Origin of the sequence: Collinsella sp. TM05-37 (genome assembly GCF_003436455.1) — a bacterium.
Taxonomy (GTDB): Bacteria; Actinomycetota; Coriobacteriia; order Coriobacteriales; family Coriobacteriaceae; genus Collinsella.
The window spans coordinates 44,930-63,648 of sequence record NZ_QSPN01000008.1 but is presented as its reverse complement, the minus strand read 5'-3'; the positions used below and the strand labels follow the sequence as shown (position 1 = coordinate 63,648).

Sequence of the window (18,719 nt, the reverse complement as noted above, 5' to 3'; positions counted from 1 at the left end):
GCCTCATCCTCGCCATTTCTTTAAGAAGCCTTTACGTTTCCGTGTAATTCCCGTCCATTATCGCGCAGGTCGCCGCTACATTGCGCAACACCGCCACGCACGCGCGTTATTATGGCTGGTTGTTGTGCGCAGTCACCAAATGCAGCGCATATCTTGGTAACAATCGGGTAAACCCCCGCTTTCGTAGGTTTTAGTTTGTGAGGAGTCTCAGCATGTTCGCTGCCGCCATCTCGCTCGTCGGTCTTGCGGCGACCGTCTACCTTGTCTTGCGCGAGGCCAAGGCCATTCGCGCTCAGTCGGGCACCGTCGCCAAAAGTGCTCTTGGGTGGAGCGTCGCCTTCGGCCTGTTCCAGCTCTTTTTGACCATTTGGGGCGCCATTGGCCTCGTCGCCCAAAACGAGCCGCTCGCCTTTGTGATGCTCATCCTGACCAACGCCATCCTCACCGGCTGCGCTTGGGCCAGCATCGCCCGCGACCGCATCGCCCCGCGCGTCTTTGCGTTTGCCGCGCCCGACGCCCCCGCCCCCACCGGCAAGCTCGCCCGCCTGCGCGGCGCCTTTGTGGGCAAACCGCTCGTCGCCGCCGTCCTGTGCCTGCTGCTCGCCGGCGTCTTTGCGCTGCTGGGCATGGAGGTCTCGTCCAACCACGACTTTACCTGGGTCTACCCCCTGTGCATCCTGCTCGAGTGGGCCATCATCACCGTGCTCATGACCGGCCTGTTCTTCCTATTCCAGCGCCACGGCGCAGCTCCCGCGGTCCTGGCCCTTGCCCTCTTTGTCCTGGGCATTGCCGAGTTCTTCGTCATCACGTTTAAATCCATGCCCATCCAGCCGGGCGACCTTTCGGCCATCTCCACCGCCGCCGCGGTCGCCGGCAACGGCTACACCTTCTCGATCTCGCTGTTCTGCGTGCTGTCCATGGGCTTTACCGCCATCGCCATGCTGCTGTGCGAGTACGCCGGCCTGGTGGCACCGCACCGTCAGAAGGGCGCCGCCAACGCCAAGCGCATGCTGCTCACCAACCTGCTCGTGGCAGTGCTATGCCTGGGCGGTGTGACCGCGCATGTCACGCTCATCGACTACTACAACACCCTCGGCATCACCGTCTACACCTGGCGTCCGCTCGAGAGCTACTGGCGCGAGGGCTATCTGCCTGCCTTTATTAGTGCAGCGCAGTCCATCAAGCCGCCCAAACCCGCCGACTACTCCGTCGACGATGCCAAGGCCACGCTCAAAAAGTACGCCAAGGCCTACGACAAGTCCGACGCGGCCAAGAGCGACGAGCGCGCCGCCGCAAAGGAGCAATTCGACAGCGAGAAGCCCACGGTCATCGCCATCATGAACGAGACCTTCTCGGACCTGTCCATCTACCAGAACATGCGCGCCGGCTACGAGGGTCCGCAGTACTTTAAGAGCCTGTCCAACTGCCTCAGTCGCGGCAAGCTCTATGTGAGCGCCTACGGCGGCGGTACCGCCAATACCGAGTTTGAGTTTATGACCGGCAACTCCATGGCCAACCTGGGCTCGGGCGTGTACCCCTACACCATCTACAACATGGAAACGACTGGGAACCTGGCAGAGCAGTTCAAGTCGCTCGGATATTCCACCACGGCCATGCACCCCAACCACGCGACCAACTGGAACCGCGAGAACGTCTACAAGGACTTTGGCTTTGACCAGCTCCTGTCCATCAACGACTTCCAGGGAGCCGATACCCTGCGCGGCATGGTGACCGACCAGGCTACCTACGACAAGATTCTTGAGCTGCTCGACCAGAACGCCGATCCGCAGTTTATCTTCGACGTGACCATGCAGAACCACTCGGGCTACGACACGGGCCTGCTGCCGGTCGACAAGCAGATGCACCTGAACATCGACACGACCGACCTGGACGCCAAGACCGTCGAGGACGGCACGCTCTCCGATGTCGACGAGTATGTCTCGTGCATCGAGCAGTCCGACCAGGCGCTGCGCTACTTCCTTAACGCCTTAAGCAAGCTCGACCGCAAGGTGGTCGTGGTGTTCTGGGGCGACCATCAGCCGTTCTTCCCGTCCAAGTTCAATGACAAGTGGTTTACCAACGAGGACGACGCCACGCACCAGGAGCGTCTGTGGCAGACCGACTACACCATCTGGGCCAACTACGACGTTGCCGGCTGCGACCAGACAAGCGAGGTCGACGACTTGTCCACCAACTACCTGTCCACGCAGCTTATGCAGTTGATCGGCGCACCGCTGTCCGACTACCAGAAGGCGCACATGACGCTGCGCAAGTCGCTGCCCGCCATCAACTCGGTCGGCTACGAGGACGCCAGCCTGCGCTGGGCGCTCTCCTCCAACGTCACCGGTGACGACGCCGCTGCCGCAGCCGCCACCAAGGCGCGCGAGGATTACGCCAAGATGCAGTATTACGAGATGTTCCGCGACGGCAAGAACGTGTATACCGAGCACTTCCAGACCGAGGCCAACGAGACCGACCCCAACCTGGCACCGGGCACGACGAAGATCAAGTAGCGGGTCGCTCATAACTGAAACGTCTGTCCGGGCGGAGGCATATAAGGTTCCCTGCTCGGACAGTCCTGCGCAAGACGGAGGCCACATTAAGTGGCCTCCTTTGCGTGCGGAACTCGCGATGAACCTTATATGCCTCCGCCCGGACAGACGCCTTGTTGTTGGAGCACGGCTTGTCATGGGGGTATCCGCTGAACATATATAAGTTGAAGGCCACATTAAGTGACCTTCTTTGTATTCGGAAAGTGTGTCCCGGAATCTGCCTTCGGAATGGGACGCAGTTTCCGCTTGAGGGCCTGTTGGGAAAGCGCATCCCACTTCAAGAGTAAATTCCGGGTCGCACTTTCCGCTAAGGCTCTCAACCGGAAAGTGCATCCCATTCCAAGCCTTAATTCCGGGACATAGTTTCCGGACAAGACATCAACCGGAAAGTGGGGACCACTCTGAGCGCCGATTCTGGGACACACTTTCCGAAACACCGCCCATCCGGAAAGCCCGTCCCGCTCTGAATACATCCGGGCATGGAATATCCGCTTATTAGGCCTTCCGTCAATAAAGGGGCGCCCTCCCGAGCGGCGGGCTCGAAGTTCATCGCGAGTTCCGCACGCAAAGAAGGCCACTTAATGTGGCCTTCGTCTTGCGCAGGACTGTAGAGCAGGGAACTTCGTGCCCGCCGCCCGGGAGGGCGTTGCGTTTAGAAGATGAACCTAGCGCTTATCCCTCCGGGACAAAAGAAGTGCGGCTATAAATGCGATGATTGCAAGTGTCAGCAACACCAAAAGCAACGTGAGCGTGTTGTCGCCCGTTGCCGCCAGACCAAGCAAGCCGGGCTTCTTGCTGTCAGCAGACTGCACGGGAATCTTCTCGCCATCGTCCTCGGCGGTAATCTCCCAGCGAATGGTCTTGTTTGCGTCGGCAACCTCGTTGCCCACCGATGTCGGAACGTTTAGCTGCAAATTAAGCACCGTGCTGCCATCGCTCGTAAACGTGGCGATTTGCGTGGGATAAGCGAACGCGCTGCCCGGTGTTCCTGTCTGGAGCCAACCTGCAGAGCCATCGCCCGCCGACGCCGTTAGGGTAATGGGCGACAGCAGGCGTGCCGTCTCGTGATCGACAACGGCACGCACAAACACGCGCACCTGGGACTTTACGCCCGTGGCACGAATCTCTATCTGCTGATCACGCACATCGCCAGGCATCAGATCTTTAAAGGCCAAAAACAGATCGGGCTCCCCCGAGGAGTCCGTCGCCCCCGAGACCGTCAGCTGACGCGCATTTCCGTCATAGGCAATCGCGGGAGTATCGGCAAACGCACGGGCGGGAACAGCGAGCGCGACCACGCAGAAAATGGCCGCGACCATGCAACGCAAGGAGCGCGCAACACCTTTACGAATCGGGAACGCCATACTTACGCACCTCCATGCGGCGGCACCAGCACGTCATTCTCGACCGAGCAACCCCATGCGTCGTGCACGGCCTCATCGGGCGTCGCCTGGACCGCCTGAGTGGAGATATCCACGACAAGATTGCGACCTTCGGTTGCCTTGAGCTCGGTAACCCTATTAATGAGCACGCCGGTTTCCGCGCCAGGAGCGACGGGCGACGTCCAGTAATAGAACCCGTCGCTCGCCTTAACCCAGTTATAAGCCGAGTTCGCGCCCGAGGCATCAGCCACGCTCCACGCAATCTCGTAATCCGCCTCACCCTTCGGCTCCTCCTTCGGCTCATCCCACAGGCGTGCGCCATCCTGGTCCTGCCAGTAGATATCCACTGCAGCACGAATATAGGCGGGCGCGGTACCCGTGTTCTTCGCCTTGACATCGCTTTTCACTTTGCCGTTGAGCGTTTCCTGAACCGATGGCGTCACCGACCCGATGCCGAACTGGTTGACCAGCACGCCCGTAACCAAAAGCCAGGCCAACGTGCCTGCCGTACCGGCCAGGAGGATAACCCCCACCAGCAAGGCGATGATGCGCTTGCGCTTGGACATGCTAATCCTCCTTCTTTGCTACGTTGCCGTTGCTCCAAACGTTATGGGCACGATTGCTGCCGTCGATCCATTTGTCGTTCACACGCGTGTTCGTGCAGGTGAACGTGACATCGTTCGCGCTCGATGCAGCGGAGATAGTCGCCTGCGCCTTATCGCCCGGCTGCTTGCCAGGGACGCCGATTTGGTTGCTGTAGCGCCATGCCCACGCTGAGTCCTCCTCGACGGTGTAGATACCCGCCGGGACCGCAAGCTCGATAGCGCCGGAGTACCAGGCGGAACCGTCCTTCAGCTGCGCATCCGATGACACCGTTACCTCAACCGTGCGCTCCTCCAAGGCGTTGCCGTCCATGCCGGCCCGGGAAACCTTGAAGCGGAACGTCTTGCCCTTCGCCCAGCTATCCTGGGTTTGCTTGACGATCTTGAGCATATGCGTAGCGGCGAAATCGAACACCGCATTGCCATCGCTCTGAGTGCCGTCGCCCGTGAGCTTGTAGTCCAAACGATTCGTCAGCTCAAACGAGCCCTCGCCTGAACCCGAACTGTAAAGCGAGACATACTTCCCGTTGACAGGCGCAGGAGTCTGGCCAGGAAGACCATAGCCCACGCGGTCAACGTGCACCGTCAGTTGCGTGCCCATGAAGGGCTTTGCAAAGCAAGCCTTGAACGGCGCCTTATCGCTCTTGTCATCTATCGTGTTCGCGGCATTGGGATCAAGCAACCACTTGAGCTGCCCGGTCACATTCTTAGGGCTCGCATCGTCCGATGTGTCGTTAGCGACGACCTTATACGTCACCGGATACAAATCCATGTTGGCTGTAACCGGTTTACCCTTGAAGTCGCTCCACGCCACAGCTTTGTCGCCATTAACCCACTGCCACTCCAAGAACAACTCCTTCAAGCTGCTATCCGCTCGCTCGCCCAGGAATGCGACGATTGCGGAGTAGGCTTCGGGATCGTAGGCCACTTCCTTTGGCTCCATGACGGGTTCACCCTTGTCGTCATAGACCGGGTTGCCGTTCTCGTCCATCTTGGGCACCTTAACTGTCTGAACAAAGCCGGCATTGCCATCCTGGCCACGCAGAACACTCGTATCGTTCGGGTCTACCGTAGCGGTGTAGATGACGTTGTCTTCGGTGTCGTGATAGCGCACTTTAAGCGGCGTCTTCTTGTACACCGCAGTGTAGGTCACGCTCTCAAAGGGCTCGCTGCCCTCGAGGGGATACTTCTCATCGTCAGTCATCAGGGTGTACTGCCCGTCATTGACATAATCGCGCGACCAGCCGACAAAGTCGTACTTGGTGCCGTCAGTGCCCTCAACCTCCTCGGCGGCCTTGACCTCAAGAGAAATCTGGTCGCCGGAATCAGTGCGGCCGAGGCTACGGACAAGATCGGGATTCGCAAGTTTAGAGTCAATGTTCGATTGAACGGTAACCAGGTTGGGACGGTAGACCGGGTACAGCTCCATGGGGGCCTTGACCACGGTAGAAGCACTCACCATACGGATGCCCTCTGACCAAGCGACATAGCCCTTGCCAGGTGCCGGCTCGGCTTCCGTCCAGCCCACGAAGACGTTGAACTTGCCTGTATCCGCATCGATAGTGCTGACGTCATAAGTAGGCTTCGGGATGCCGCCATTAAGGTTGCCGAGCATATCGTCTTGCTGAGCAACTTTGCCGTCCACATCCGTGGCATTGAGGTGGTACACAACCGCCAACGGCGAATAGTACGCCACGAATGTATAGGCTCCGCCAGGTTCCACCGGATAAGAGCAAGTACCATGCTCCACATCGTAGGGAAGCGTCTTGATCTCGCCGTTCGGAAGCTCGATCTCAACCTTCTGCAACTTATACAGCTCACCGCCTGCTTTATAAACCGGCGTCGTAACGTCAGGGGTCACCGTTGCCGTAGCAGGATTGGTGTCCGCGTTGATAACGGGAGCGATGTTGTAGCTAGGCACATTGACCTTGTCCGTACCCTCAAAACCTGCGCGATGCAGGTTGGTGGTGTAGCTGACGTCGTACTTTGCGTAGACGGGATAGGCATCCTGCCACTGGGTGACCTTGGACTCGTCGGTCGCCAGATACGGCTCTGCCTTATCCGGATCACTCGTCACATAGGAGTCGCCGGCGACGTCGTAGATATACTTCCAGACGTCAGAATCCTTCTGAACCTCGGCGGTCGAAATCCAGCCCAGGAACTTATAGCCCGGCACGGCCATGTCGGCATCGGTCGGGGAAGCTTCGAGGGTCAGGGGGCTCTCATACGATCCCTTCTCACCATCTTCTGGCTTTTCGGCCACTTTAACCGACTTATTAACATGCGGGTAGTAATACGTGAACGTCGGATCCGCCCCGTTCACCTTGGTCTGCAGCAAGTTACTCTCATAGCGCCGCGTGGCAGTCCTCACGACATTATCGCCCTTGTTGTAGAAATTAACGTCCGTGGTAATCATCGCGCGAACGTAGTACTTCTTATCTGTACGCACCATGCTCTCGATGGGATTTTTCACATATGTCCAATATTCACCATCGCGCTCAAGCGTCCAGAAATTCAGGCGATAGCGATCATTCACCGGTTTGACCGTTACGTTCAGCGAAGCCGAAGTCCAAGTATCGCTTAGCGTTGCAGCGCCTGGAAAATCGGTATCGGCATAGAGGTTTTTTAGAGTATCGGCTCCCGTATCGTTTTTAACGTTGTGCGAGTACGCGTTAAGGGGACTCACGACAAGGGTTTCCTTCGTGAAGCGCGTGCCACACGTTTCATAACTATCCTTTATACCGTGGTCAACATGCTCCGGGCCCCAGTGGACGACGTTTTCACGCACGAAGGTACTACCGACGTTTTCCTCAAAGGGCGTTTGATAGCGATTCCAAACGGAACAAAGTAGCTTGCTGTCCGTAAACTCATGGTTGGTATAAGCCCGAACGTAATAATCCACTCGGTACTCAAAGCGGGCGATGTAGGTATGCGGCGCAGTTAAATCGACATCGGCGGGGAGCGTATAGCTGGGGTCGCGGCTTACGCGCACCTCGAGCGGGGCATCCTCGGTTCCCTTGTTTTCATACCAACCCAGGAAACGATAGCCGTCGGGCAGCTGGCCCTCCTCGGATATAGCTTTACCGGATACGTCGAGCACCTGTACGGTATACGCGCTTGTGCCATCTTCTGCAGTCTCAACCTTAACGTCAGTTTTGCCCACACCGTCGCGCCGAGTCTGATCGTCGGTTGCATCCTGCTCATTGCCCTCAAACACCGTCATGATGTTCGACACATAGTCGGTGTACACCGGATAAAAATCGGTAGGGCCAAGCACAGTGATCTCGGTGCCGGCAGGATAGAACGCACCGGCGTTTTTTAACTCGGCAAGCTCAGGCGAGGTGATGGCCGCGTAACCGCCATGCATCCCGGCCTCGCCACTCGGCTGCGTCGTCCAACCGATAAAGGTGGCGCTGGCAGAAAGAGTGCCGCGGTCCGCAGGGGCAGCCGGCGTTAAACCGACGCCATAGCGGTACCAGTCCGTCGACTTGTCGTGCTCCTCGCCGCTCTGCCACGCGAGCGTCTCGCCCTTGACGTTATAGAACAGTACCTGCGCCTCGTACGAAGCAATAAACAGGTCGTTGCCCTTAAAGGCCTCGGCCCCCTTCGCGTTATCGGCGGTATAGCTCGACGTTATCTCGTGCGCTTCGTTCTTCTGGACCTGCTTGCCAGCCTTAACGGCATCGGCATCGGTCTTGCCGTTAAACCAGGCGTTATCGGCATCGATACGGTTCACATTGACTCCGGGCTCACGGAACCAGCCCATAAAGCGGTAGCCGCCGTTGGCCTCGGTCAAACCCTCTGGCTTTGCGGAGGTATCCTGCTTAAACGTTACCGATGTATCGCCCTGGGCCAGGCCTTGGGCCGTTCCCGCCAGCACGGCGCTCACGGCAAAGGCGTACGGATCCGAGGTCGCCTGGTCTTTGCCAAGTTTGGTCTTCTCGATTGTCGCGGTGCCCGCACCGGGAAAATCGATCGTCGCCTTAACGCTCTGGCCATGCACAGGAATATTCAGCTTGTAATCCATCGCCCACTCATTGAAGTGCGAGCCACCCAAGGCCCCGTTGTTAGCAGTCGAGCGCTTGGTGCCGGCACAAAAGTCGTAGTCGTGCTCTTCCCACAGCTCGCGCGTGGTGTAGCGCTCGTCATCCCATGGACCATAGCCATCACCCTTGGTGGTGTCATCGCCGCCAAACGAGGGGATTTTCTTTTTGGCAGGGTTGCCCTGGCTGTTGCCAGAAAGGCTCACGCTCGGCTTAAAGTAGCACTCGGTGACCGTGGCATCATCCTTGTTGGCACGCGCGGCAATGCCGCCCAGGTTCACATCGTTTTGAATGATGGGGATCACGGCGATGGGATTGTACTGACGCGAGCTCAAGTCACCCGCAAAATGGCTTCGAACGAGCTCGTTGCCCTTTTCGGTTAGAATACGACCCGCCAAGCCACCCGTCCACGCGCGCGTCACGGCGACGACGCCCACGTACGACGCGGCATAGCTGTAGCACTGCGCCGTCGAGAAGCAGTCGATAATCTTGGCCTCGCCCGCCATGCAGCCCACAAAACCCGAGGCGTACACGTTGTTGCCGCCCAGGGCGCCAATGGCCACGTCGTACTTATTGGTGACGTCGGTCATGCCCTTCTCGGCAATCGAGCCGTCGTCCTTACGCGTCGGCGTCACGCGACAGTACTCGATAGTCGAGTTCTTAACGTAGCCGGCAAACGCCGCCATATACAGACCCTCACCGCCGAGCGCCTGCACGCCCGAGGTCGTATTGTTGACGGCACGGCCGCCACGGACCTCGCAGTTGTAGAGGGTGCAGCCGTCGAGCTCGCCGGCGATGAGACCGCCCTCAAAGCCTGCGTTGGTAATGAGGTTGAGAGCATTGTTGGCGCAGGTCACGTGCAGCGTGCTCTCCATGACCATAACGTTTTCGAAACGCGTTTTGACGGCCTTGCCCACGATAATGCCACCGCGGAAGTCCGCCCACACGTTGGCGTCCTTGACCAGGAAGTTTTTGATGGTGGCGCCGTTGGTCTCGGCAAAAAATCCCGTATCGCGCTCGGGGTCAAAAGCGTCTTTATCGTAGTTCAGGCCCTCAACGGCGTGGTTTTGACCATCGAACACGCCCTTAAACGGATGCTCCTTGTTGCCAAACGACAGATGCTTAACGGTGTCTGCAACGATGGTTTTCATGTCGTCGCTGTCGAGCTCAATGTCGTTATCGAGATAAACGTGCCAGCCGGACGTATCGCGCTCGCGCGACAGCGCCACACACGACAAAAAGTCAGCCTCGTTTTTGATGTGGAATTCGATTTTGGCCTCGGGCACATCCTCGGCATGCACCACCGTTGGCAGCGCCATAACGCAGCAAAGGGCAATCGCTGCGACGGCAACCAGCCTGCTAAGCATACCCCGGTTCATATTCTTGATCTTCATAGGCTAGTTCGCCTCCGGCCAACCCACAACGTCAAGTACGTCGAGGGCGGTATCGCTTGTCTGCTGGTTTTTGGCCTGCACGGCCTGAACATCGATATCGAGCTTGAATGAGCCGCCGCGCGCGGCATCGTGGTAGTCGCCCACAAATCGCAGCGAGTCCATAAGGCTTTCCGTCATGGCGCCGGGGTCGAGCATGCCGCCACGCCCGGCCAATCCACGGTAGTAGTACCACCCATCGCCGCCGTCGATCCACGGGACCCCTCGCCCGCGTCCACATGAAACGCAACGTTGCCCGAGGCATCCGCGCACGAGCCGTCGGGTGCCACTGACTTCATGCGCAGGCGCGCGCGAACGTACTCAGGCTGCGAGCCGACGTTCTCCACGCGCACAATGCGGCTGATGTCAGAACCCCCGGCTTTGGTGTCGGGATAGTCCCCGTGCTCGTTGGGCTCAAACGGAATCTCCTCGCCCTGCTCGTTTAGGGTGTATTCGCAGACTCGTACCTTCACGCTGCCAAACGATAGAACGTTGTTCGCCGGAACCATATCAACAGTAAAAGCCAGCGTGCCGCACAGGCACGCCAGGGCCAACAGCGCCATCGCGGCAAGCGCCAAGGTGCGTTTCTGATTGTCGGAAAGATTATTGAGCATTACGTTCGCCAGTCGTCGATAAAAAGGGGGACCGAGATCCCGACCCGAAAATGGGGATGGGGAGCGGGCCGGGATCTCGGTAGAGGGGGTGGGATTACTACAGGTCCTTAGCCCAATTCTTGGCAGCAGCCAAAGCAGACGCAGACGAACCCTCAGCGGTATTGTCTGCCGCGTAAATGAAGCAGTTGACATCCATCGTGGCAGAATTGGCGAAATCCTTTTGCTCGGTGTCCTTGGGCGTAGTCACCTGGCTGAACAGCTCGCCAGTCCACTTATCCTCATTCTTGCTGGCAATAAGCGGGGTAGCCTCGGTTCCTTCGCCAACATAAACGAAAAGGCCACCGAGATAATGAGTCGGCTCGCCCTCAACGGCGGTCGCCTCAACGGCCTTCCAGCCAGAGTTAATGGTGAAGTAAGTCGTCTTGGAATGATCGGCCCCGGCAGACGCCGTCTTGTTGTTCACGAAGACGTACACATATGCATCCTCGGATCCCTTGCCGATACCGACATTAGGATTCTTGGGTACAGACACGCCAGGGGCGAGCTTAGAGTCCTTAACCCATTTGGTCTCGGTCAGGTTGCCGTTGACCTTATTGTTATCATCCGGAAGCGGCTGATTCGGATGGTCGGGATCGGTAGTGGGCTTGTTGATGCCCGCAGTGGTGAAGTTGTTGGTCAGGCTCGACTGCGCCGTCAGCCAGGCGTAGGTACCCACGCCGGCAGCCAGCACCAACAGCAGCAGGGCGGCAATGATGCCGTAGCGCTTTTTCTTCTTGTTTTCCATCGTTCTCTTCCTTTCGAGAATCGTCTTCCCCGGCAACGGCCCCTACCGCCGCCGACGTTTTTCCCTGCCGCTATGAACGCCGCTCCCTCGCATGCACGCGGGTATGCTTGCCCGCAGGCTCGTCGGGAACCATCCGATCGAGCACTATCGACGCCGTGATCAGCAGCGCCAGAACGGCCACCACAACAAGCAAACCGGGCATCGTCGTGCAATATGCGTTAACGAAGCCCAGGTAAGGGACACAAAAAGAAACAGTGCCGATAACACTCGAAAAAGGCGTGTGCTCGGCATCGTGCATGATGCTTCCGTCTGCATTTTTGTTCGCAATTCCCTGCGTGCCGATCATCTGCGCCACAGGGTCGATCTGATACACCTGGTGCGTCACCACGGCGCCGTCCGATCGGTAAAAGGTTGCATTGTCGCCCACGGCAATATCCGTTGGCTCAACCTGGCGGACAAACACCATGGAGCCAACGGGAAGCTCGGGTTCCATAGAGCCCGAAAGCACAGCAAAGGGCGTGTATCCAAATGCGCGAGGCACAAAAGAAACAACGGCAAGGGCTATGACAAGCGCGAACGCCAAGCTACTCAAAAGCGTAATAAATCGTTTGAGTCTACGCGCCGTCAAAGTGATAATTCATCCCCCTTGAGGACCTATTCGACCCATCCAAAGGTCAGCAAGTTTCAACAGGAACCGCAAGGCGCTTGAAAAGTGAGTCCGAAATAAGCCAATTTGGAATCTTTTCGTAATAAAAACATAGCGATGTGCTACATATTTTTCAATGTTTTATCGCTAAATGCTACTTATTTTGGCGTAAGTGGTCATTTATCCCCAAATTAGTCTGTTTTATCCAATACTTACGACTAACCCCCTACGCAACTTCCCCATAGAAGGTTCGTTTTTTGCGAAACTAAAATAATGGTACCCCCCCCCCACATTAAAACAAACTACTGGAAGTGTCATTTATTTCCGACCCCCCTTTGCCGGAGTTTTATGACAGCCCCATGTAGTTCGCAGCCCATAATCCTCTGAGAACCGTGTCCCAGAATTCGCTTGCGAAATGGGATGCGGTTTCCGCTTGTGGCCCCGTTGGGAAACCACATCCCACTCCGATCGCAAATTCCGGATCGCACTTTCCGCCAAGACCCTCAACCGGAAACGGCATCCCATTTCTCGGCCGAAAACTGGGATGCGGTTTCCACAGAGCCCCTCAACGGGAAACCGCATCCCATTCCAAAGGCAAATTCCGGGACGCAGCTTCCGCAACCCCACCCATCCGGAAATCCCATCCCACTCCGCACACATCCGGGCATAGAACAATCAGCTTATTAGGCCTTCCATCAATAAAGGGGCGCCCTCGTGTCACGAAAAAAGCCTCGAGAATCTCGAGGCTTTCACGTTTGTATTATCTCGAGCGCGAGGCGACACGCCTACTCGCCCAGCACGGCCTTCTTGGCGGCTGCGGTCATGTTGTCCAGGTCCTCCTTGGTGGGGTGATCCTTTGCGGCAACCCAGTTGTCGAGCAGCATCTTAAATCGGGCGTTTTCGGGATCTTGCTCGAGCATGGCCTCGTAGCGCTGCTTAACCGCGGGACCCATCTTGCCCTGGCACATCGCCCAGCCCGCAAGCTCGGCATCCTCGGCCAGATTGGAAGTTACGCGGTCGACAATCTGCTGGTAATAGCTCTGGTCGGCCCCAAAGCCGCAGGTGCCAAACAGGAACACGCGCTTGCCGTGCAAGGCGGAGAGCAACGCCGCCACCGAGGGCGTGCAGGCACCCTTGTCGCACCAAAAACCGACAAGCACCGTATCGGCAGCGCAGGCACCCTCTGCCTCGTGCGCGACCTGCTCCGGATCTGCATCATCGCTCAGCGCGGCGGCATGGATAAACTCGACGCCTGCAGCCTGCAGGGCGCGCTTGATCGCCCCCGAAACCATCCTGGTATTACCGCTCTTGCTGTTAACCACCATAGAGCATGTCATAGTCACGTTGCCTCGTTTCCCCCGAAACTCGAGCCATTAATGCAATTTGTTAAAAGCATATCTTAGTACTAACGACGCAGATGTAAACCATCTGCCGCTAATCGGCAGCCCCTACTGGGCAAACTGGCTGCGGTAGAGCTCGGCGTAGAAGCCGCCTGCCGCTAGCAACTCGTCGTGCGTGCCGCGCTCGATAATCTGGCCGTCGCGCATAACCAGAATGCAGTCGGCATTGCGGATCGTCGACAGGCGGTGCGCCACCACAAAGCTCGTGCGGCCAGCCATGAGCTCGTCGAATGCCGCCTGCACCTGCAGCTCGGTACGCGTATCGATGCTCGACGTTGCCTCGTCCAGCAGCAGAATCGCCGGATCGGTGAGCATGACGCGCGCGATGCACAGCAGTTGTTTTTGACCCTGGCTAAACGTGCCGCCGTCCTCGCCGATTACCGTATCGTAGCCGCCTGGCAGCTGCACGATAAACTTGTGCGCGTGCGCGCGCTTGGCCGCCTCGATAACCTGCTCGCGCGTGGCATCTGGGCAACCGTAAGCGATGTTTTCCGCCACCGTGCCCTCGAACAGCCAGGTGTCCTGCAGCACCATGCCAAAGGCGCGACGCAGGCTCGAGCGCGTGTAGTCGCGCGACGAACGCCCGTCTACCGAGATGCGGCCGGCATCGATATCGTAAAAACGCAGCAGCAGGTTGATGAGCGTCGTCTTGCCGCAGCCCGTGGGACCGACCAGGGCAAAGCGCATGCCGGGCTTGGCCTCGATGCAGATATCCTGCAGCAGCTTGCGGTCGGGCACATAGCTAAAGTCCACATGCTCAAAGGCCACCTCGCCCTGCGGGGCGGCAAGCTCCACGGCATCTGGCGCATCGGGCTCTTGCTCGCTGGCGTCGAGCAGCGCAAACATACGACGCGCCGAGGCATACGCCGTCTGGATTTGCGTAATGACGTTGGTGACCTCGTTGAACGGCTTAGTGTACTGGTTGGCATAGGACAGGAAGATCTGCACGCCGCCCACCGTGAGCGCCGCGGGCACGCCCGTGATCACGCCCACGCAGCCGATGACGGCAACCACGGCGTAGATGATGTTATTGATAAAGCGCGTACCGGGGTTGGAAAGCGAGCCCATAAACTGCGCGCGCTCGCCTGCGGTGTAGAGCTCAGCGTTGAGGGCATCGAAGCGCTGCTGGGCGTTGGGGCCATAGGCAAAGGCGTCGACAAGCTTCTGCTCGCCCACGTATTCCTCGATATGGCCGCCAAGCTGCCCTTGAATACGCTGCTGAGCCGTAAAGCTCTTGTTGGAGAGCTTGGCAATAGCACCGGCGGCAAAGATGGAGAGCGGCGTGACGAGCACCACCACGAGCGTCATGGTCAGGTTAATGGAGAGCATAAACGCAAGCGTGCCCACGATGGTAATAACACCGGTGAAAAGCTGCGTGAAGCCCTGCAGCAGACCGTCGCCCACCTGGTCGACGTCGTTGACCACGCGGCTCATAAGGTCGCCGTGGGCGTGGCTGTCGATAAAGCTGAGCGGCATGCGGCTGAGCTTGTCGCTCGCCTCCACGCGCATGTCACGCACCGTCTCGTAGGACAGACGGTTGACGCAATAGCCCTGCAGCCACTGGAAGGCCGCGGCCCCCACCACGACGAGCGCGAGTTTGGTGACAAGCGGCAGCAGTGCATCGAAGTCCACCTGGCCCGCCGCGACGATGAGGTCGATGCCCTCGCCGATGAGAATAGGCGTGTAGAGCTGCAAAATCACCGAGATGGCGGCGCTCACAAACGACGCCGTAAACGAAATACGGTGCGGACGGACGTAGCCCATCAGGCGGCGGGTCACCGCGCCCACGGGATAGCGCTCGGGGTCGCCGGGCTGGCGCGGGCCGTCGCCCAGGTCGTTGAGCTTGTCGTTGCCGGACACATTGGCCGTCATCGTGGCGACCGAACCGGAAGAAGTGTACGGATTCATTTAGCAGCCCTCCTTTGCGCAGGCAGATGCAGAGGCGATTGGGGCGGGCGTGGCACTTGGGGCGGACGCGGACGCGGCACTCCCCTGCTGGCCCTCGAGCTCCTCGCGGCGAAGCTGCGACTGGCAGATCTCGCGGTAAAGCTGACAAGTCGCATACAGCTCGTCGTGCGTACCCAAGCCCGCGACCGAACCGTGGTCAAGCACGCAGATCATGTCGGCATCGCGCACGGTCGAGACGCGCTGGCTTACGATGACGGTTGTCAGCGGCAGCCCACCCTCGACGGCACCACGACCGCTGCGCTCACGAATGGCGTGACGAAGCGCCGCATCGGTCTTAAAGTCGAGCGCCGAGGCAGAATCGTCCATGATCAGGACCTGCGGCGAGCCCACCAGGGCGCGCGCAATGGTCAGGCGCTGGCGCTGACCGCCGCTGAAGTTCTTGCCGCCCGCCTCGACCGGGGCGTCGAGCCCCTGCGGCTTGTTGCGCACGAACTCGCTGGCCTGCGCTATATCGAGCGCCGTCCACAGTTCCTCATCGGTTGCCGACTCGTCGCGCCAGGTCAGGTTGCTGCGGATCGTGCCGCTCACCAGCGACGCTCGCTGCGGAACGGTCGCGACCACGTGACGCAGCTGGTCGAGCGGCCATGCGCGCACGTCGGCGCCCATCACGCTCACGCTGCCGGTGCCCGCATCGTACAGGCGTGGGATAAGCGAGACGAGTGTGGACTTGCCGCTGCCCGTACCGCCGATAATGCCGAGGGTTTTGCCCAGCGGGAGTTCCAGCGTCACATCGTTGACAGCATTTGCCGCGCCAGCGCCAAACGAGAAGCTCGCATGGCTCAAGCTCAGCGCGGAGGCCGGAGCGGCATTGCCCGTCGCGCCCGGCTTGGGCAGCGCGACCGGCTGGTTGCCCTCGTCGGTGATGCTCGGCTCGCAATTGAGCACCTCGTTGATACGCGAAGCGCTCGCGCTTGCCTTGGTAAAGACCACAACCAGGTTGGCGACGTACACGATGGAGGTCAGGGTCTGCGTCATGTAGTTCACAAACGCCATGACCTGACCCTGCGTGAGATCGCCCACGTTGACCTGGATGCCGCCCACCCACAGGATGGCGCACACGCCCAGGTTCATCACCAAAAACGTAACGGGGTTAAGGATCGACGAGAGCTTGCCCACCGCGATGGCAGTATTGGCCTGATCGTCGGCTGCTTGGGCAAAACGCTCGCGCTCGTGGTCCTCGCGCACGAAGGCGCGAACCACGCGAGCGCCTGAAAGGCCTTCGCGGCAGATAAGCGCGATGCGGTCGAGCTTTGCCTGCAGCTGCTTGTAGTACGGGATGCAGCGCGCCATGACAAACCAAAATACCAGGCCGATAGCGGGCGTGCAGATCAAAAAGATGATGCCGAGCTTAAGGTCGATGGCAAGGGCCGCGCACATGGAGCCCACCGCCAGGAAAGGCCAGCGGATGAGCATACGCACGCCCAGCGCCACGGCGAGCTGCACCTGGTTGACGTCGTTGGTGATGCGGGTGATAAGCGACGGCGTGCCAAAGCGATCGAGCTCAGCATAGCTCAGCTTATTAATGCGCTCGTAGAGCGCACCACGGATATCGGTGCCCATGCCCTGCGAGGTGAGCGCCGCCATCTTTTGGCAGACGAGCGTAAACGAGATGCCGATCACGGCCATGGCGGCAAGCACTATGCCGTAGTGGACGACGGCGTCCACGTCGTGCGAGCCAATGCCCTTATCGATCATCTGGGCAATCACCAGCGGCGTCAGCAGGTCAAAGATCACTTCGATCAACTTGCACGCAGGGCCGATCACCATATATCGGCGAAACTTACCACCAAAACGCCTGAGCAACTCAATCATGTATAGGCGCTCCCTATCATCATCCACATTCAATTCGAACCATGATAGTACCGCCACCCCAAAAGAAGCGTAAACAACTCGTCATTTCTAACGGGATTCAGTTTTCAGAGGAGCATACGCGCACACCCAGCCAGTGGCGGGCCAATCGCTTGGTATACTTACATTAGTGCTACCAAGTTAGTCGCCGACCCTTGAAATGAGGTGCCGAGATGAACGACATTCTCGCGAGAAGAGCAAGACGAACAACCTTGGGCATCGCCCTTTCCGCGGCACTTATCGCGGGAATCGCCCCCGCAACGGCGATCGCGGCGGAAACCAGCTCCCCCACCGGTGCAGTTGCCTTGCAGACGGAAGACGCGGCCGCCGCAAAAGAAAAAGCGTATGCAGCCATGCAGGAAGCGCTCAAAAACCTCGAGGCCGCAAAAAACGCCGCAAGTCCCGAGAAAATTGCGAGATTCAATGATGACATTGCCCGTTTTCAAGAGCTCCGCGACAAGATGGCGGCGCAAGCCGCCGAATTGAGGGAATCCCTTCCCACCATGCAAGCGGACATCAATGCAGCCCAAGCCAAATACGACAAGGCCATCAACCGGGTAAGCGAGCTCCAAGCAAAATTAGACATGAAACTTGAGGAGCTTAAGGCAGTCGAAGCACTCGGCGACGAGGAGCTTGCCGAAACTATTAAACAGCAAATAAAGTCGTTGCGCCAAGAGATCGTAACGGCAAAAGCGCGAGTTGACTTTTGCGAAATGGAGCTCCGCGAGGTCCAGGACCGCCTCAAAAGGCAGGAAAGACAAGTTAATGACTGTGAACGTTCTGCAGAGAAGTATAAAGCCCATACCGACCAGTTCATAGCCTGGCGAGATGCGCTCCTCGACAATTTGAAAAAGGCGCAAGCGGCCTATGACGACGCCTGCAAGGCATACGAAGAGGCGAAAGCCGCGGCAGACAAGGCCACCTCGCCCGAGATAACGCAACCGACCGAGACGACGCCTCCCTCCAACTCGGCGCAACCGGCCGAGGCGACACAGCCCACCGGCTCGTCCGCGACCGGCAAAAATACCCCGCCGAGCTCCACCAAGCAGGCGAACTCGAGCAGCGGCAAGCAAGCAGATACGACCGCCGGCAAGCTCGCGAACACGGGCGACGCAGCGCCGGGCGCAATCGCACTCGCAGGCATCGCCGCCACAGGACTCGGAATAGCCACCGCAGCCACACGCCGCCTCAAGAACTCAAAATAGCCGCCAGATCATACTACCTTCGCCAATCCACAAACCCGGAGACAAAAGAGGCCCGTTTCCCCAACCAAGGGAAACGGGCCTCTTTAACTACAAAAAATCAAGCAACAGCACCGCCGCCTCTTGAACCACGTAGCCATCAATGCCCAAACAACGCCAACGAGCAGCAAAAGACACGGGATTAAATTATTCAGATAAATGTGACCCTTCAGGTGGTTTTGGTCGGCTACCCGCGAGTGCCGGCAGGG

Annotated in this window: 12 protein-coding genes; 2 read left to right on the top strand and 10 right to left on the bottom strand. The window is 58.7% G+C overall.

The features are described 5' to 3' along the window. The first annotated feature begins 212 nt into the window (after positions 1 to 212). Positions 213 to 2,513 (top strand): LTA synthase family protein, encoded by a 2,301-nt coding sequence (locus DXD48_RS05690; RefSeq protein ID WP_117564343.1) that lies wholly within the window; start codon positions 213 to 215, stop codon positions 2,511 to 2,513. Positions 2,514 to 3,217: 704 nt separating this feature from the next. Here the strand turns inward: DXD48_RS05690 and DXD48_RS05685 are convergent. The 10 genes from DXD48_RS05685 to DXD48_RS05645 form a co-directional block, all read right to left on the bottom strand. Continuing rightward, positions 3,218 to 3,916 carry a hypothetical protein gene (locus DXD48_RS05685; RefSeq protein WP_117564342.1) on the bottom strand — a complete coding sequence of 233 codons (699 nt, stop codon included), beginning with the start codon at positions 3,914 to 3,916 and terminating at the stop codon, positions 3,218 to 3,220. 2 nt (positions 3,917 to 3,918) lie between these two features. Then, positions 3,919 to 4,500, bottom strand: a complete 582-nt coding sequence (locus DXD48_RS05680) for a hypothetical protein (protein ID WP_117564341.1) — start codon at positions 4,498 to 4,500, stop codon at positions 3,919 to 3,921. A gap of 1 nt (position 4,501) precedes the next feature. Then, positions 4,502 to 9,973, bottom strand: a complete 5,472-nt coding sequence (locus DXD48_RS05675; protein WP_117564340.1) for a hypothetical protein — start codon at positions 9,971 to 9,973, stop codon at positions 4,502 to 4,504. 3 nt (positions 9,974 to 9,976) lie between these two features. Then, the gene (locus DXD48_RS10095; RefSeq protein WP_158548936.1) at positions 9,977 to 10,135 is read right to left on the bottom strand and encodes a hypothetical protein; all 159 of its coding nucleotides are present in this window, start codon (positions 10,133 to 10,135) and stop codon (positions 9,977 to 9,979) included. An 11-nt stretch (positions 10,136 to 10,146) separates the two neighbouring features. Further along, positions 10,147 to 10,623: a hypothetical protein gene (locus DXD48_RS05670; RefSeq protein ID WP_117564339.1), complete on the bottom strand. Its 477-nt coding sequence runs from the start codon at positions 10,621 to 10,623 to the stop codon at positions 10,147 to 10,149. A gap of 97 nt (positions 10,624 to 10,720) precedes the next feature. After that, the gene (locus DXD48_RS05665) at positions 10,721 to 11,407 is read right to left on the bottom strand and encodes a hypothetical protein (RefSeq protein ID WP_117564338.1); all 687 of its coding nucleotides are present in this window, start codon (positions 11,405 to 11,407) and stop codon (positions 10,721 to 10,723) included. Positions 11,408 to 11,477: 70 nt separating this feature from the next. Further along, a complete protein-coding gene (locus DXD48_RS05660; RefSeq protein WP_158548935.1) occupies positions 11,478 to 11,990 on the bottom strand; it encodes a signal peptidase I in 513 nt (170 codons plus the stop codon). An 848-nt stretch (positions 11,991 to 12,838) separates the two neighbouring features. Then, positions 12,839 to 13,390 (bottom strand): flavodoxin family protein BilS, encoded by a 552-nt coding sequence (gene bilS / locus DXD48_RS05655; protein WP_117564336.1) that lies wholly within the window; start codon positions 13,388 to 13,390, stop codon positions 12,839 to 12,841. 111 nt (positions 13,391 to 13,501) lie between these two features. Beyond that, positions 13,502 to 15,361 carry an ABC transporter ATP-binding protein gene (locus DXD48_RS05650; RefSeq protein WP_117564335.1) on the bottom strand — a complete coding sequence of 620 codons (1,860 nt, stop codon included), beginning with the start codon at positions 15,359 to 15,361 and terminating at the stop codon, positions 13,502 to 13,504. Beyond that, positions 15,362 to 17,233, bottom strand: coding sequence for an ABC transporter ATP-binding protein (locus DXD48_RS05645; protein ID WP_117564334.1), 1,872 nt, complete (start codon positions 17,231 to 17,233; stop codon positions 15,362 to 15,364). 209 nt (positions 17,234 to 17,442) lie between these two features. On the opposite strand from DXD48_RS05645, the gene DXD48_RS05640 reads away from it, so the two are divergent. Beyond that, positions 17,443 to 18,474 (top strand): hypothetical protein, encoded by a 1,032-nt coding sequence (locus DXD48_RS05640; RefSeq protein ID WP_117564333.1) that lies wholly within the window; start codon positions 17,443 to 17,445, stop codon positions 18,472 to 18,474. The last annotated feature ends 245 nt before the right edge of the window (positions 18,475 to 18,719 follow it).

Bases quoted from the DNA above. Each gene is read 5' to 3' on its own strand.
- DXD48_RS10095 (WP_158548936.1), bottom strand. From the start codon at position 10,135: ATGGACTCGCTGCGATTTGTGGGCGACTACCACGATGCCGCGCGCGGC.
- DXD48_RS05685 (WP_117564342.1), bottom strand. From the start codon at position 3,916: ATGGCGTTCCCGATTCGTAAAGGTGTTGCGCGCTCCTTGCGTTGCATG.
- DXD48_RS05645 (WP_117564334.1), bottom strand. From the start codon at position 17,233: ATGATTGAGTTGCTCAGGCGTTTTGGTGGTAAGTTTCGCCGATATATG.
- DXD48_RS05665 (WP_117564338.1), bottom strand. From the start codon at position 11,407: ATGGAAAACAAGAAGAAAAAGCGCTACGGCATCATTGCCGCCCTGCTG.
- DXD48_RS05650 (WP_117564335.1), bottom strand. From the start codon at position 15,361: ATGAATCCGTACACTTCTTCCGGTTCGGTCGCCACGATGACGGCCAAT.
- DXD48_RS05680 (WP_117564341.1), bottom strand. From the start codon at position 4,500: ATGTCCAAGCGCAAGCGCATCATCGCCTTGCTGGTGGGGGTTATCCTC.
- DXD48_RS05675 (WP_117564340.1), bottom strand. From the start codon at position 9,973: ATGAAGATCAAGAATATGAACCGGGGTATGCTTAGCAGGCTGGTTGCC.
- bilS (WP_117564336.1), bottom strand. From the start codon at position 13,390: ATGACATGCTCTATGGTGGTTAACAGCAAGAGCGGTAATACCAGGATG.
- DXD48_RS05670 (WP_117564339.1), bottom strand. From the start codon at position 10,623: ATGCTCAATAATCTTTCCGACAATCAGAAACGCACCTTGGCGCTTGCC.
- DXD48_RS05690 (WP_117564343.1), top strand. From the start codon at position 213: ATGTTCGCTGCCGCCATCTCGCTCGTCGGTCTTGCGGCGACCGTCTAC.
- DXD48_RS05640 (WP_117564333.1), top strand. From the start codon at position 17,443: ATGAACGACATTCTCGCGAGAAGAGCAAGACGAACAACCTTGGGCATC.